The 15,202-nt window shown below is 62.4% G+C and carries 16 protein-coding genes and 2 pseudogenes; 10 read left to right on the top strand and 8 right to left on the bottom strand.

Annotated elements, in window-relative coordinates; genetic code table 11:
• A pseudogene (locus ACFVTE_RS24195) lies at positions 1-240 on the bottom strand (tyramine oxidase); the annotation flags it as partial.
• Between the two features lie 505 nt (positions 241-745).
• Here ACFVTE_RS24195 and ACFVTE_RS24200 point away from each other — a divergent pair.
• Both ACFVTE_RS24200 and ACFVTE_RS24205 read left to right on the top strand, forming a co-directional pair.
• A complete protein-coding gene (locus ACFVTE_RS24200; protein WP_387105243.1) occupies positions 746-2,218 on the top strand; it encodes an APC family permease in 1,473 nt (490 codons plus the stop codon).
• Positions 2,215-2,958, top strand: a complete 744-nt coding sequence (locus ACFVTE_RS24205) for an IclR family transcriptional regulator (protein ID WP_387105247.1) — start codon at positions 2,215-2,217, stop codon at positions 2,956-2,958. The genes ACFVTE_RS24200 and ACFVTE_RS24205 overlap by 4 nt, the downstream gene beginning before the upstream one ends.
• Before the next feature lie 77 nt (positions 2,959-3,035).
• Here the strand turns inward: ACFVTE_RS24205 and ACFVTE_RS24210 are convergent, their stop codons facing one another.
• From ACFVTE_RS24210 to hxlB, 6 genes are all read right to left on the bottom strand, one after another.
• Positions 3,036-3,176 carry a hypothetical protein gene (locus ACFVTE_RS24210; RefSeq protein WP_387105250.1) on the bottom strand — a complete coding sequence of 47 codons (141 nt, stop codon included), beginning with the start codon at positions 3,174-3,176 and terminating at the stop codon, positions 3,036-3,038.
• On the bottom strand, positions 3,173-4,189 hold the full coding sequence (locus ACFVTE_RS24215) for a glucose-6-phosphate dehydrogenase assembly protein OpcA (protein WP_387105253.1): 1,017 nt from the start codon (positions 4,187-4,189) through the stop codon (positions 3,173-3,175). Before ACFVTE_RS24215 ends, ACFVTE_RS24210 begins: the two co-directional genes overlap by 4 nt.
• Entirely contained in the window at positions 4,186-5,742 is a 1,557-nt protein-coding gene (zwf, locus tag ACFVTE_RS24220) for a glucose-6-phosphate dehydrogenase (protein ID WP_387105256.1), read from the bottom strand. Before zwf ends, ACFVTE_RS24215 begins: the two co-directional genes overlap by 4 nt.
• A gap of 45 nt (positions 5,743-5,787) precedes the next feature.
• A complete protein-coding gene (locus tag ACFVTE_RS24225; RefSeq protein WP_377954649.1) occupies positions 5,788-5,997 on the bottom strand; it encodes a hypothetical protein in 210 nt (69 codons plus the stop codon).
• A gap of 153 nt (positions 5,998-6,150) precedes the next feature.
• Positions 6,151-6,774, bottom strand: coding sequence for a 3-hexulose-6-phosphate synthase (gene hxlA / locus ACFVTE_RS24230; RefSeq protein WP_387105258.1), 624 nt, complete (start codon positions 6,772-6,774; stop codon positions 6,151-6,153).
• A 91-nt stretch (positions 6,775-6,865) separates the two neighbouring features.
• Positions 6,866-7,465 (bottom strand): 6-phospho-3-hexuloisomerase, encoded by a 600-nt coding sequence (hxlB, locus tag ACFVTE_RS24235; protein ID WP_331568635.1) that lies wholly within the window; start codon positions 7,463-7,465, stop codon positions 6,866-6,868.
• A gap of 303 nt (positions 7,466-7,768) precedes the next feature.
• Between hxlB and ACFVTE_RS24240 the strand changes: the two genes are divergently transcribed.
• A complete protein-coding gene (locus ACFVTE_RS24240) occupies positions 7,769-8,500 on the top strand; it encodes a FadR/GntR family transcriptional regulator (RefSeq protein ID WP_387105259.1) in 732 nt (243 codons plus the stop codon).
• The gene (locus tag ACFVTE_RS24245; RefSeq protein WP_387105260.1) at positions 8,484-9,197 is read left to right on the top strand and encodes a cache domain-containing protein; all 714 of its coding nucleotides are present in this window, start codon (positions 8,484-8,486) and stop codon (positions 9,195-9,197) included. Before ACFVTE_RS24240 ends, ACFVTE_RS24245 begins: the two co-directional genes overlap by 17 nt.
• A 385-nt stretch (positions 9,198-9,582) precedes the next feature.
• On the opposite strand, the gene ACFVTE_RS24250 is transcribed toward ACFVTE_RS24245, so the two are convergent.
• Positions 9,583-9,750: a hypothetical protein gene (locus ACFVTE_RS24250; RefSeq protein WP_387105262.1), complete on the bottom strand. Its 168-nt coding sequence runs from the start codon at positions 9,748-9,750 to the stop codon at positions 9,583-9,585.
• A gap of 38 nt (positions 9,751-9,788) precedes the next feature.
• On the opposite strand from ACFVTE_RS24250, the gene ACFVTE_RS24255 reads away from it, so the two are divergent.
• The 6 genes and pseudogenes from ACFVTE_RS24255 to ACFVTE_RS24280 form a co-directional block, all read left to right on the top strand.
• A complete protein-coding gene (locus tag ACFVTE_RS24255) occupies positions 9,789-11,273 on the top strand; it encodes an APC family permease (RefSeq protein WP_387105264.1) in 1,485 nt (494 codons plus the stop codon).
• A 553-nt stretch (positions 11,274-11,826) separates the two neighbouring features.
• Positions 11,827-12,204, top strand: a complete 378-nt coding sequence (locus tag ACFVTE_RS24260) for a cupin domain-containing protein (RefSeq protein ID WP_387105265.1) — start codon at positions 11,827-11,829, stop codon at positions 12,202-12,204.
• Between the two features lie 24 nt (positions 12,205-12,228).
• Entirely contained in the window at positions 12,229-12,699 is a 471-nt protein-coding gene (locus ACFVTE_RS24265; protein ID WP_387105269.1) for a dimethylamine monooxygenase subunit DmmA family protein, read from the top strand.
• Positions 12,696-13,673, top strand: a complete 978-nt coding sequence (locus ACFVTE_RS24270) for a PDR/VanB family oxidoreductase (RefSeq protein ID WP_387105267.1) — start codon at positions 12,696-12,698, stop codon at positions 13,671-13,673. Before ACFVTE_RS24265 ends, ACFVTE_RS24270 begins: the two co-directional genes overlap by 4 nt.
• The gene (locus tag ACFVTE_RS24275) at positions 13,670-14,668 is read left to right on the top strand and encodes a DUF3445 domain-containing protein (protein WP_387105268.1); all 999 of its coding nucleotides are present in this window, start codon (positions 13,670-13,672) and stop codon (positions 14,666-14,668) included. The genes ACFVTE_RS24270 and ACFVTE_RS24275 overlap by 4 nt, the downstream gene beginning before the upstream one ends.
• Positions 14,669-14,962: 294 nt before the next feature.
• A pseudogene (locus tag ACFVTE_RS24280) lies at positions 14,963-15,202 on the top strand (tyramine oxidase); the annotation flags it as partial.

Here is a 15,202-nt window from a genome sequence, read left to right on the forward strand (position 1 = left end):
GAACGCACGCGCCTGCGCACGGTCCACCAACACAGCGTCCGCTTCCCGGACCACCCGCACACCACTGCGCAGGTCCTCCTTGGACGGCTCCCGCAACTCAACACTGATAAACCGGAACGACTCCGCCGCAGCCGGACCCTCCTTCAAAACCGCCACCGCACGGGAAATCTCCCCCCGCGACAACGGATCCAACGGGTGCGAAACACCCACAGCAACTGAAGTTTCAATGTCAAGAGTCATGCTTTCACTCCTTGATAAGTCCAAAAACAGGATGAGGACGCCTATGGCCTCGGAGCCGAAGCGCCCCGGAAACGGGCCTTGAAAAGCCGAGGGGTAGTCATGGTGGTTGCTGACCCACACGCGGCCTAGATCTCGTGCCCGGCCCGGTAGGTGGTGTTGGGGCCAACAGACACACAAAGGTCCACGGATTCCCAGAACTGGTCGTCGTCGTCAGAGCTGGTTCATCCCTGGTGCAGGTGGGCGGTGTGATGCCGGTCACCTGCGTTCCTTTCACAAGCAAAACTACGTCAGGGAATTCGTTTAGGCGAGGAATTCATAAAGATTTACTTGAGAAATTCCGGGGCATTAATTCCCACTCCAGTTAACATGTTGGAAACATTCGGAAAAGCCGCCGAGACTGTCGCCGGTGGCCCGGGAATGCTAATGTTCTGCAGCGTGGGCCCGATGACTTGCGTCCCCTCGTGAGCAAGGCACACGTGCCTGTCCGAGGGAAAGTTGGTACCCAGTGTCTGCTCGCGGTGATCGCTTCATCACCCCCCGCTCCCCAGTGGAGGGCCTGCGCCGCCGAAGACTTTCGTTCCTGCCGGTCTTCGCGCAGGCAGTTGCCGGCGTGGCGCCTGCGGGTGCCATGTCCGTCATTCCGGCCCTTGTCTTTCCGGGACTCGTCTTTGGATCCAACGGACCGAACCTTGTGGTGACATTCGGTGCGGCCATGGCGGTCATGGTCCTCGTTTCGTTCTCCCTGAGACCGATGGCACAGCGCATGGCTGCCGTCAGCGGCCTCTACAGCTACACGGCCAAGGGACTTGGCCAGCGGACGGCAATTACCGCCGGCTGGTCGGCAATGTTTGGTTACGGCCTCATAGCCATGGCCAGCCTGTTGCTTGTTGGCGTATACGTCGTCCAACTGTTCGACAACCTGGGCGTTCCCGTCGCGGATTCCAAGGCCGTCACAGTGCCGGTCATTATTGCCGCCGCGGCTGCCGCCTGTTTCCTCATGGTGAGGGGGATCCGGGTATCGGCGTGGTTCACGATGTTGCTGGAGTCCATTTCAATCGGTGTCCTCGCCGTCCTCATGATCGTTTACTTCGCCTTCAACGCACCAAGCGCCGATCTTTGGCGCGTGTTTGCATGGAACGGAGACTTTGATTCGTTACCGATCGGAATCGTCGTGGCCGTAAGTGCCTTTGTCGGCTTCGAGAGCCCGACCACGCTGGGCGGCGAGGCACACAGGCCCTTCGTCACCGTCCCTCGGGCCATCACGTGGACCCCCATCCTGATGGGCGTGCTCTGTCTCCTTGCAGTAACAGCCCAGGACGCAGCACTCAAAGATGCTCCGTTAAATATTGCAGCCAGCTCCACACCGCTGTCTGATCTGTTTGCCCAGTCGTCGCCTGTGTCCGCCGCGGTTCTCGACCTGGGAATCGCAGCATCCTGGTTTGGCTGCGCTATCGCATCCGTGAATGCCCTCGCCCGGATATTTTTCTGCATGGGCAGGGAAGGGGTTGCGCCGCGGCTGGTCGGCAGGACGCATCCCGTCTTCCGGACTCCATCGATGGCAATCATGGTCGTAATGCCGGTAGTCGCCATTGTCCCCATCGCGGTCACCGTCTTCGGTGCCAGTCCGGAACGGGGCCTGGTCACGCTCTTCACCCTGGGCGCATACGGATACCTTGGCTCCTACATCCTTGCCAGCGCGTCCATGCCGTTCTTCCTTCGCCGGATAGGCGAGAGCACCGTCTCCAACTGGGTCGTGGGAGCCGTGACCACCGTGGCCCTCGGAGCCGTCTTCTGGACGGCGGCGGCTGCATCGATCCGCACAGGCAGCCTGCAAACCGTCATCTACGCCGGTGTCCTTCTGGCCAGTGTCTTGTACGCCACGTTCCTCCGCCTCCGGTTACCCGGGCGGCTGGCGTCGGTCGGGATCTACGACGAAACCCGGGAACTGGACCTCTTTAATGGCAGGGCCACCCCATGACCTACAGGCCCACACACTCCGGACCAAGCACAACGTCAAACCCGCTCAGGATCCTGGAAATCGTGGCTCGGTACGGCACCGGGACAACGGCTAAAGAGGTCACCGATGCGCTGCAGATGCCCCAGGCGACCGCGTACCGGATTTTGAATTCGCTCGTCGCTGACGAATATCTGGCCCGCACCTCCGACCTCCGCGGGTTTGCGCTCGGTCAGGCGATCACGGGGCTGATTACGGCTGCGACTCCCCCAACCGTTCCCACCGCAGCCCGGGCCCTGATACAGGAATTCCGCGGCGGGAACCGTTTCGCAGTACACCTCTTCATGTTCCGGAGCGCTGCACTCAGGGTCGCCGATGAGGACCCGGATTATCCGCTGCACTCTGTTTTCGAAATGCTCCGGTATCCGCACGCCTCCGCCGCAGGAAAGCTGATGCTTGCTGAACTTGGCGATTCGACCGCCCCGCTCCCGAGAGGGCCCTTGGTAAAGCTGACACCGCACACCATCACGAACAGTAGCCAGCTGGAAGAACAGCTCGCGGAAATAAGGCTTCAAGGCGAGGCATCAGAAATCAACGAACTAGAACAGGGCTCCGCCAGTTTGGCCCTTCCCGTCCGGCTGCCCAACGGGGTGGCCGGTGCCGCCCTGTGCCTGTCCAGCCCAGCGGAGCGGTTCACCGCAACCCGCGAACACGCCGAAGCGGCCCGCGAGCTGGCCGCACGGCTGGCACCTTTCCTGTTCTGATGAACAGCACGTAAGGCGCGCCAGGCATTCCTGGCGCGCCTTACGTATGGGACTGTGTCCTCGTACCGGGCTCCCTGTTACTGGGTGACGTTGGCGAGGGTTTCGCGTTCTGCGGCGATGATGGTGTTCTCGCCGTGTCCGGTCCTGTCCACATCCCAAGTCCCGCCGGCCAGCGAGAACATGCCCGAGGTGACCAGGTTCCCGACCGTGGCACTCATGCCGATACCGCCATCCTGTCGACGGCCTCGTCAATGGTGATGCGCTCCGGGACGAACGAATCCAGGTCGGCGTTGCCCGGTGCGTGGCGGCCTTCCTGGTGCACTGTCGAAACGGCCAGATCACGAACTGTTTCACCGAAGACTTCGTCTGGGTCGAGGCGGCGGAGTTCTTCTGCGAGGCAGTCACGGAGGCTGCGCCGCGGGAGGGAGATCCGTTGCGCGGGCTGGCCCGGTTGGGTGAGTTCGGCGACGGTGTGTCCAGGCCGGAACAGCCGGATATTGCCGGAGGTCTTGATTAGCTGGACGCCCCGGATGCCGGTGCCGGGGGCGTCCGCAAGGATGCTGACCGGCACGTCAAGGGCCTGCGTGAGCCACGCGGCGAGCAGGATGGTGCTCGGTGAGTCTGAGGCGCCCTCGACGGTGACGGCGGTAATCGGGGTGTCGTCGGCCTGATCCAGAACTGCGGCGAGCTTGATCCGCCAGTTCGTCAGCCGGGTCCAGGCCAGGTCGGTATCGCCTGCCTTATAGGTGTTCCGGATGTTCTCCAGCGCCCACCGCGGGTCCGCCTCATTGGCCGAGTCCGTGATCCGGCGGTGCGCGATCCGGCCGATAGAGGTCTGGCTGGCATTCGGCGGTACCCCGTTCGGCCACCAGGCCACGATCGGGGCGTCGGGCAGCAGCAGTGCGGCGACGAGGGACTCGCTTTCCTCCGCAAGTGCACCGAAGCCGCGCAGCACGATGACCTCCGACGCGCCCGCGTCGCCGCCGACCCGGATCTGGGCGTCCAGGCGGGTGGGTTCCTCCGGCGAACCGGCGGCCAGCACGATGATCCGGCAGGGGTGCTCGCGGCTGGCCTCATTGGCGGCCTCGATGGCTTCCTCTTCCAGCCCTGACTTTGTGATGACCACCAGGGTCAGGACGCGGCCAAGGGCGATCACGCCGCCCTGCGCGCGCAGGGACTGGATCTTCTTGGCAACGGTCGACGTGGTGGTGTTGGGGAGTTCTACAATCATGGCCTTCTCCAGGTGCGTCCGTCGCGGGTTAGCAGCTCGTCAGCCGAGGCCGGCCCCCAGCTTCCGGGCGCATACGGCTCAGGCTGGTTGGGCAGCGAGGCCCAGTACTTCTCGAACGGGTCCAGGATTTTCCAAGACAGTTCCACCTCCTGGTGGCGGGGAAACAGCGGTGGCTCACCGAGGAGCACGTCCAGGATCAGCCGTTCGTAGGCCTCGGGGCTGGACTCGGTGAACGAGTGGCCGTAGCCGAAGTCCATGGTCACGTCGCGGACTTCCATTTGGGTGCCGGGGACCTTGGACCCGAACCGGATGGTGGCGCCTTCGTCGGGCTGGACGCGGATAACTACCGCGTTCTGGCCGAAGTCGTCGTCGCCGTGGCCATGGAAGAGCAGGTTTGGTGCCCGCTTGAAGACGACGGCGATCTCGGTGACGCGGCGTCCGAGCCGCTTGCCGGCGCGCAGGTAGAACGGCACCCCGTTCCAGCGCCGGGTGTTGATGTCCACCCGGATCGCGGCATAGGTTTCGGTGGTGGAGTCCGCAGGGATGCCCTCTTCCTCCAGGTAGCCCTGGACCTGCTCGCCGCCCTGCCAGCCCCCGGTGAACTGCCCGCGGGCGGAGTGAGTGGACAGGTCGTCCGGGAGTTGGACCGCGGCGAGGACTTTTTCCTTCTCGGCGCGCAGGTCAGCGGCTTTAAAGGAAATGGGCTCCTCCATGGCTGTCAGGGCGAGCAGCTGCAGCAGGTGGTTCTGGATAACGTCGCGGGCTGCGCCCACGCCGTCGTAATAGCCCGCCCGGCCGCCGGTGCCGATGTCCTCGGCCATGGTGATCTGGACGTGGTCCACATACTTGGCGTTCCAGAGCGGCTCGAAGAGCTGGTTGACGAAGCGCAGCGCCAGGATGTTCTGGACCGTCTCTTTGCCGAGGTAATGGTCGATGCGGAATACGGAATCGGCCGGGAACACCGACTCGACAATATTGTTGAGCTGCCTTGCTGATTCGAGGTCGTGGCCAAACGGCTTTTCAATGACCACACGCCGCCACTTCTCGCCCTCGGCCTGCGCCAGGCCGTGCTTCGAGAGCTGCCGGCAGACCAGTTCGAAGGCCTTCGGCGGGATAGAAAGGTAGAACGCGTGGTTCCCCCGCGTACCGCGTTGTTCGTCCAGTTCGGCCAGGGTGGCGGAAAGCCGCCCAAAGGCGGCGTCGTCGTCGAACTCGCCCTGGACGAAGCGGATGCCCTCGGAAAGCTGGTCCCATACCGCCTCAGAAAAGGGCGTCCGGGAATATGCTTTGACGGACTCTTTTATCGCGGCCGTGAGCTCCTGGTTCGTCCGGTTCTGCCGGCCGAAGCCCACCAGCGCAAAGCTGGGCGGCAGGAGTCCCCGGTTTGCGAGGTCATAGACGGCGGGCAGGAGCTTCTTGCGTGCCAGGTCTCCGGTTACGCCGAAGAGCACCAGGGACGATGGGCCCGCCACCCTGGACAGCCGGCGGTCGCGCGGGTCCCGGAGCGGATTCTGCCCGGACCTCACGCTCGAATCAGGGTAAGTAACAGACATTGTTGCCTTCTAACTTTCGACAGGCAGTGCGCCGTCGACTGACGGTCACGAGAGAACTAGCTCGCGAGTCTCCCCGAAGGGAACGGTGTCGCTAAGCGTGAGCGTGTACCGGCCAGGATCATGGCGGGTGACCAGAATGCCGGCAAACCGCTGGGGCGCCCGGCGGAGCAAGGCCTCTGCATCGTCGAGCAACTCGTAAAGTCGAACAGGGTCATTAACGAGAACTTCCACGTACTCGGCGGCCTGACTAGACATGATGAACAGTTTCCTTCCCAGGGATTAGGGTCCCCCAATATGCAACCCCTCATCCTCGGGGTGTGCTGTGTCTTGACTGTGTAGTTGGGTCTTAACTCCGTAGGTGGCGTCCCGCGGCCGCAAGGGCGCGGGACGCCACTGTAGATCGGCGACCTAGACGATGGCTGCGCGGAGTTCCTTGGCGGCCAGTGCGGGGTCGGCTGCACCGTAGATGGCGCCGCCGGCGACGGCGACGTCGGCGCCGGCCTTCTGGACGTCACCGATGGTGGCGAGCTTCACGCCGCCGGCCACGGAGAACGGAACGCGGGCTTCGGCGCCGGCGCGGAGCAGACCGTTCAGGTCAAAGCCCGGCTTGGCCTGCTCGTCCAGGCCGGCGTGCATCTCCACGAACTTCGCACCCAGGGCACGGACTTCCTTGGCACGGCTGACCTTGTCAGCGACGCCGATGAGGTCAACGACGACGCCCTTGTTGTGTGCCTGGGCGGCCTTGACCGCACCGGCGATGGTGGAGTCGTCGGCGGAGCCGAGCACGGTCACCAGGTCGGCGCCGGCTTTGAAGGCGATGTCGGCTTCGAGTTCGCCGGCGTCCATGGTCTTCAGGTCAGCGAAGACGACCTTGTCCGGGTGGGCTTCCTTGATCGCGGTGATGACGGACAGGCCTTCGGCCTTGATCAGCGGGGTGCCGAGTTCGATGATGTCAACGTGCTCGGCGACCTTGCCGGCCAGCTCGAGGGCAGCTTCGGTGGTCAGGAGGTCAATGGCAACTTGGAGCTTCATGATGGTGTGGTTCTTTCTGTAAGGGAACTGCTGTCGGGTGTGGAAAATCGGGGGTATTGAACCGGAGGGGCCGGTTACCCGGGGCTGGCTGTTACTCGAGGTTTGCGTGGCGCAGCCACAGCTCCTCAGCCGGCTGGGCGTCGTTGTCCCAGAGCGACTGGAAGATGGCCTCGGTGGCAACGAAAAGTACCTGCTCGAAGAGGGACCCGGCGTACTGGCGCGAAACGCTGGTGCCGTGGTCGGTCTTCTGGGCGGCGGGGATGACCACTACTGCATCGGCAAGGCCGGCGAGCGGCGAGTCCGGGTTGGTGGTGAACGCGGCAATCCGCGCTCCGGCCTTCGCTGCGGTTTCCGCTGCCTTGACCACACCGGAGGTGGTTCCCGAACCGGAGGCTACCAGGAGCAGGTCGCCGGAGGCGATGGCAGGCGTGGTGGTGTCGCCGGCGACGTGGACGTTCAGGCCCAGGTGCATCAGCCTCATCGCGGCCATGCGCAGCACCAGGCCGCTGCGGCCGGCTCCGGCGACGAAAATGCGGCCCGTCAGGCTGATGTGGCGTGCCAGGCCGGCTACCTGCTGTTCGTCGATTTTGGCCGCCGTGGCCGCGATCTCGTCCCGGACGAGGGACAGGTTGCGGACAATGTCGTCTGTGGTGCTGTACACAGTGCTCGTCGCGGTTGCTGTCGGATTCACGATTGTTCCCTTCGATTCGGCCCTCGGCCCGTGTAGGCCGAGTGGATGCTTGCTGGTTGATATCCATGATTGCGAAGCGAACGGGCAGGGGTAACACTGTTTTCTGACGGTTCTGACTACCCTTAAGGATTGGTCGGGCTCGGACACGGGGTAGAGCGAACGGGAAATTGCAAAAGGCTCCAAGGCGCACCAAAGCCCTTTAAGTACTCCCGGACTGTAGTATTAGCCCCAACCCGTAGCCCATCTTCGGAGCGCAGACTTTTGTCCTCGCCGACCCCGTTCGAGTCGCAGATATATCGGTCCTTGCCCGAGATCGAGCGGGCCGATGCGATTGTCGACAGAATTTCCACGGCCATCTCGCTAGGGCTGCTCAAGGTGGGTGAACGTTTGCCCCCCGAAGCGGCACTCTCGGAGATGTTCGGGGTCGGCGGCGCGACCCTTCGCGAAGCTTTAGGCGCGCTGCGCGACCGGGGAATCGTCGAGACGCGCAGAGGCCGGAGCGGAGGATCCTTTGTGGTCCGCCAGCCCCAGAGCCAGACCGACGCCATCCGGGAGTGGTTCCTCTCGACGTCCATTTCGGAAATACGCGACATCGGAGACGAACATTCGGCCATCGCCGCCACCACAATCCGGCTGGCATGCGAACGCGCGGAAGCACACGACTTCGAACGTCTCCAGGAACTTGCGCGTGCACTGGTTCTGGCCAGGACCCCTGAGGTCCGCGCATCCGCCGACAGCCGCTTCCATATCGAGCTGGCAGTATCAGCGCAGTCACCGAGGCTGGCCAACGCCGAAATCAGGCTCCAGGAAGAGTCAGTTCAACAGCTGTGGGCCCCCCTCGGCGTACCACTTGACCCCGAAACGGCAACCGCAGAACACTTGGAGTTGGTCCGGGCAGTGGCCGCGGACCAACCCGAAAGGGCCCAGAAACTGGCACTTGAGCACATCAGGCGAAATATTTTTCACCTCATCGACACGAAACTGACCCTCGGTTACAGCCAATCAATCCAGGAACCCAATGAAGCCCGACGCTGAAGTCGTACATGCTGCCAATGCCCTCACTTCGTGGACCAACGGCGTCTCCACGGAGATCGGGGAACTTTCCAGAAACGTTGCCTCGCTGCTTGAACAAAATCTCGTCGGCAAGTCCAAGGTCGACAAGGCTGCCTTGGCCGGGCTGGACAAACTCTCCCAGGAGTTCCTGGCGAAGAACGCTTTTGCCGTCGGCGCCGGGACGTTCTTCGCGCATGAAACCGTTGAGGAGGGCGGCCCAGCCCTGGAATGGTGGTCCCGCAAGGGATCCGGTGCAGTCGGACGGCTGGACTTTGACCTGACTCCGGGCAGCAACCGGTTCTATGACTATGAGAAGCTGCCCTTTTTCTCGACTGCCGCTTCCACAGGTGAACAGACCCTCTGGGGCCCGTACATCGACTATCTCGGTTTCGAGGGATACATCCTTACGTTCACCGCACCCTTTTCCGTCCACGGAACGTTCACGGGGGTTGCGGGATGCGACATCCGGATCAAGGACCTGGAGCCCCTCATCATGCCCCACCTGCGCGTCATTCCGGGCGATGCCGCCCTCGTCAACGCCAGTAACCGCGTCATTCTCGGTAACTCCGGGACGTACCTGGTTGGCGAGCGGATCAAGTCCGGATCACCGGAGCAGCAGCGGATGGCTCTGGATGTCCCGCACCTGGGGCTCTCATTGATCTACACCGCAGCGCCGTAACGTCCTCCGGCACGCGGCGAGACTCGCGCAGGCCAGCTGACGGAAAACCTTCAGTATTGGGACTTTGTTGTGCCGCCAAATTTCCAGCGGTCAAGGAACTGAACTGGGCACGGGCGGCAGCTGCTGATGCGACCGCCCCCTGCCGCAGTACTCGCTAAATCCGCAAGCACAAGCCCGACGGCGGCCCCCGGGGAGGGCGGCAAATACCGCCTCTCGCTGTCGCGCCCGTCCAAGGCAGGCAAACAGGGGCAGCGAGACATTGCTCGAAAAAAAGCTATTGCATTGGAGCTTTAAGGAGTAATCTTCGAAGTGATCTGTTTCACAGGAGAGCCTAGGCGTGGGGTGCGCCGCAGGCTCGGAAGCCTTCAGCTCGAAGAATCCGGGGCTAAATAGCCGCCCGGCCGAGGTTGGAGAGGGATTCACCGATATCGGCTTCGCTTTCAGGCAGTTCACTGACGAACCACACCTGAACCAGCAGCGGAACCCGGACGAAGGTGTCGTATTCGGGAAGAGCTTCCTCAGCCGGCCTGCCAGCTACGCAGGACCTGGACAAGAATCTGACAACTTTTACGTTGTTTTAGGGAGATTGTTATGAGTGAAAATCGTATGGATGGGGGCGACGGCCTGGAAAGGTCGATTGACTGGAAGCAGGGCCTGGCCATTGCGTTGGGTGTACCCCTGCTGATTCTGCCCTCCTTGGGCTACCTTCCGATGTACTTATCGGCCGCAGCAATCCTCATCTGGGGGCTGTCGGTCATTCAGGGCTTCTTTCAGAACGCCGCCTACGCAGAAATGGCCACCACATTTCCCAAGGCTTCCGGCCTTCCGGGTTTTGCGCAGCATGTATTTCGCACTGAGAACTACCAAGGCAAGTACGACAAGAGCAAACTGATCGGCGGCTTCAGCGCCTGGAGCTACTGGTTCGCCTGGACCCCGGTACTGGCGATCTTTTCCATCCTGGTCGGCAGCTACCTGCACGGGCTCTTTCCCGTGCTGGGCGAGATGTTTACCGAGAATCAGCTCGCCCTGATGACAGGCCTGGTGATTTTCGGCGGATTGTTCGTGGTCAACTGGTTCGGCCTCAAGGACGGCGCCACCCTGGGTTACATCTTGGCCGCGTTTTCCCTGATACCGCTGATTGTCCTGACCGTGGCGCCTTTCGCCACCGGACACGTTGAGCTGACAAACATCACAGGCAGCTGGCTGCCCGCCGACTGGTCTTGGGATATGCACCACATCCTGATCCTCTTGGGTATCTTTGCAATCGCACAGTGGAGTGCCTGCGCCTGGGAAACGGCAGCCATTTACGGCCCGGAGTACAAAAACCCGGCCAAAGACGTCTCCAAAGCGCTCTTTGCCTGCGGAGTCATCTGCTTCTTCTCGTTCGTACTGGTCCAGGCCGCAGTGATCGGCGTACTCGGTATCAACGGCGTTCTGGACGAACCGGTGTCACCCCTGATTCCGGTGGCCCATGCCGTCTTTGGTGAGGCCGGCTCCATGATCACCATCATCATGTTGATCGCCGCCATGGTCCTGATCATCCAAACCGCTTATCTGGGCTCCTCCCGCGCAATGCACTCCATGGCCATCGAAGGAAACCTCCCGAGGTCCCTCGGCAAAACGAACCGCCATGGCACTCCGTTTATTGCCATGCTGGTCATCGGAGCCTTCAACCTGGTGCTGATTTTCATGGGCAACCCCGCGGCAATCGTCGCGGCATCAGCCATCGGCTACACCTGCGCCAACGGCATCAGCCTGTTCGCCTATGTCAGAGCCAAGAAGCACCCCGCCTTCGCCGCCCTGGAACGGCCGTTCAAGGCACCCAAAGGCTGGAAACACGTCGCCATGCTCTTTGGCCTGTTCAACCTGCCTCTGTGCCTGGCCGGCGTGGTTTACCTGAACAGCCTGGAGATCGGCTGGACCCCGACCTGGGTCGGCTTCATCGTTCTGGCACTGTACATACCCATCTGGTTCTACTCCCAGAATGAAACGAGGCGCGCGAACCAAAAAGCGGCCACGGCTCGCGCGTTGAATCATGATGCCGCGGATCTGGAGAGGGCTTCCAGCTCGCAGTGATGTGACCTGATGAGGGACAGGAAGGCGAGACCGTTACTGAAACGGTCTCGCCTTCCTATCTTCTGCCGTCCAGTTACTTGGTCCGACCCGCGCCTGCCCACCGAATACATGCTTGCCCGCCGGATACGTGCGCGGACGGGCAGGTTTCGGCGAGTCACGGAGATGGGCCTCCTGCCCCAGCCAGACGTTTGGCGTTTCCAAGGGGCCGAAAGTACAGGCTCGACGCCCGAGATTCCGCGCGCCCTCAAGCGTAATAGTGACCCTAAGCACAGATTTATATAAAAAAGTCTGGACTAGATGAATTACGAGGAGTAGGTTTGCTTTTGGGACGAAGATGCGTGACCGGCATCATACCAGCAGGCCTCGGAGCAGAGCTCGGCTGGCCCCTCTGGAACAGAGGATGCCGGATTTGCAGATCCCCACCCGGAGTTCTACCCGGGTTTGAGGTGACCTTCAGCGCAACTTTCAAATGCACCCGACGACGAACAGTTCCGACAAAAAGACGAACAGTTCTGACGAACCCTTTTCACCACTATCCACTCAGGAGAGACCCATGGAAACCCTCGTAGGAACACTCAGCAAGGTCGGATCCATCCACAAGGTAGTAGGCGGCTACGTCGGTCTGCCCTCCATGAACGAGCCTGGAACGATCGCCGCAATCGGTGACTCGCTGCACAACCCGGAGGGCTCGGTCATGAGCGCCGGCTTCTTCGAGCTGAAGGCTTCCGAGCCCCTGGTCTACACGTACACCTATGACGAAATGAAGGTCGTCGTAGCCGGTGAGTTCATCCTCACCGACGAGTCGACGGGCGAAGTGACGCACGCCAAGGAGCGCGACGTGCTGTTCTTCCCGAAGGGCACAACCGTCAAGTTCGAGACCCCGGAGTACGGCCTGGGGTTCTTCACCGGCCACCGCTCCTTCGCACCGTAAGGACCGACCATGTGTTCCGCGTCCATGCCGCCGACAGCAGGCACAGGCCTGGAACCTGGTTTCCGCGGTGTCATCTGTGCGTCTTTTGGCGCCACAGGTGACACCGCGGGTCAACACACCGGTGTCCAGCCCAGGCATGATCTCCGATTCCAAGCTGCAAACCACGAGGCCCTCTCGGAGTTGAGGTCCGCACTCGGACGTTCCCACGTTGGAGTCCGCCTCGTACTCGCCGGCCCCCCGGCGGACATCCGTGCAGCCGCGGCCGCAGCCGCGGAATGCGGGCTGCAGCAGGAGGAGCTCACCCTCCTGAGTGACGAGACCGCCCCGCGGGTAATTTATTGCCCGCATTGCCACGCAACCACCACAACCGTTCGGCCAGCCGGCTCCGAGGTGCAGTGCCAGGGATGTGCCACCAGCCTGGCCACCACAGACCACTTTTCCCGCCGAATGGGCGCGTACCTGGGGTACGCAGCCCACGCCGAGGAGGCATCATGACTATCACGGCGCTCCCGATCACTGCCCACCCTGCGGTGGAAGGCGGCCTCCAGCTGGAGGTGACTGACGTCAGTCCCCAGACGGATTCGATAGTCAGCATCACGTTGGCTGACCCGTCCGGGGCACTCCTTCCGTCCTATGTCCCGGGCAGCCACCTGGTAGTCCAGTACGGCAGCGGCGTGAATGCGTATTCGCTCACCGGCTCGGGCAACGGCCCATCCGAATACACCATCTCCGTCCTCCGGGTCGAGGACGGTGCGGGTGGTTCGGTAGCCATGCACCAGCTCGACGTCGGTGACCGGGTGTACGTTTCCCGGCCCCGCAGTGCCTTCGCCCCCGCCTCAACAGCCACCCACCACCTGCTGATCGCCGCGGGCATCGGCATCACGCCGGTCCTCTCGCACGCCCGTGCGGCCGCCGACCGGGGCACCACCTCATCCCTGATCTACGTGTACCGGCCCGGGGCCGGAGCCCACGTCCAGGAAGCCCGGGACCTGCTGGGAGATGGCCTGACGGAATGCAGCGACCGCAGCAGTTTCCAGAAGGTCCTCACCGAACAGCTCATGACCCAGAGCCTCGGAACCCACCTCTATGTGTGCGGCCCGGCTGCCTTCATGGATGCAGTCCTTGATCAGGCGCGGGAGCTGGGATGGCCACCGGCGAGGCTGCACTCGGAAGCCTTCGGCGCGGCCGAACTGGACGATGGCGAGCCGTTCACGGTGAACCTGGTCCGCAGCGGACTCAAGCTGGACGTGCCGGCTGGCGTATCGCTGCTGGAAACGCTCGAAAAGGCAGGAAAAACCATCCCCAACATGTGCCGCAAAGGCATCTGTGGGGAATGTGTACTGCCGGTTCTCCGGGGTACCCCGCTGCACAGGGACCTCTACCTGACAGACCAGGAAAAGGCCGAGAACACCACAATGATGTGCTGTGTTTCACGCAGCGAAGACCCAGAATTGGAGTTGGACCTTTGAGCATCACTCTCGACAAAGACACTGACACCGCCACGCTCCCGGAACGCATCAGGCGCTTTCCCTTCCCCTTTACCGGCGACCAGTACCGCTACAGCGCCAACGTCGAACCGGCCAACAAGAACGTGCCCACAGACGCCGGCGCGTGGGGCGCCGGGCTCATCGACATCGACGAGTTCTACCTTCAGGAACTGGCCGACCGCGACCGAATCCTGACCAAGGACCCCTCGCGAATGCAGGTCCTGCCCCACATGCGGCCCGCCGTCTGGGACACGATCGCCACCCTGCTTCCCGCTATGGCCGCGGAATACCCGGACATCATGTCCTTCCACCGCGAAGGAAACGCCTGCCGCTGGCAGAACAAGCTGCAGAGCCTCGACATCGAATTCACCGTAGGCGACGACGACTCGCTGCCCATAGGCCCCATGAAGTTCCTGGGCACCCAGATCCAGGATGACATTGTGCTCCTCGACATCCGGGACAACACGATGTGGCTCGACGCCGGCCTGGTCACCTTCGCCGCGGACTGGTCCTTCAATTTCGACGTCGGCATGAGCTTCCTCGAGATCCACGGCCCAGTCCCGCGGCTCAAGGAAGAAAACATCATCAACCGCGCCGAGCAGTTCCTTATGCGCCTGCAGCCCGGGGAGCAGTTCCGCCGCACCAACTGGACCATGACCGTGGGCAACCGGCTGGACACCTCCACCGAAACCTACCCCGAATGGGGTCCGGACCGCGGAACCATCGCCACCGACCCCGACATGCCCGACAAACTGCACCTCCGCGTCGAAGTCCAGCACCTGATCCGGCTCCCCCACACCGGGGTCCTGCTGTTCCTGATCCGCAGCTACCTCCTGCCCCTGAGGGATATCGCCAGAGTTCCCGCGTGGCGCGAAAAGCTCGGCCACGTCCTTGCCGAGCTCCCGGACGACATGGCCGAATACAAAGGCATCATCCGCTACCGCAAGGCGGCATCTGACTGGCTGCTGGCCGGCTAACACCCCTCAACCTAGCCCGCCGTAATTACTGCAGCCTAAAAAAGTAATTGCTAAAAAAGGCTGGACTAGATGATTTAGATGCCGTAGCTTTTTCTACACGGACCGAATGTACGTGGCCGGCATCACATTGGAGGGGTCGGAGCTGAGCCCGTCCGGCCCCCTGGAAGCAGCACCACCAGAGATGAACAGTTCTGACGAAGATGAACAGTTCTGAGAATCCGGGGCGTTTTGCCCCAACACCAACACCACGTAGGCGTCCTCATCCTGTTTTTGGACTTATCAAGGAGTGAAAGCATGACTCTCGACATTGAAACTTCAGTTGCTGTGGGTGTTTCGCACCCGTTGGATCCGTTGTCGCGGGGGGAGATTTCCCGTGCGGTGGCGGTTTTGAAGGAGGGCCCTGCTGCGGCGGAGTCGTTCCGGTTTATCAGTGTTGAGCTGCGGGAGCCGTCCAAGGAGGACCTGCGCAGTGGTGTGCGGGTGGTCCGGGAAGCGGACGCTGTGTTGGTGGACCGTGCGCAGGCGCGTGCGTTC

The sequence above is a fragment of the Arthrobacter sp. NPDC058097 genome, assembly GCF_042884885.1.
Classification (GTDB): Bacteria; Actinomycetota; Actinomycetes; order Actinomycetales; family Micrococcaceae; genus Arthrobacter.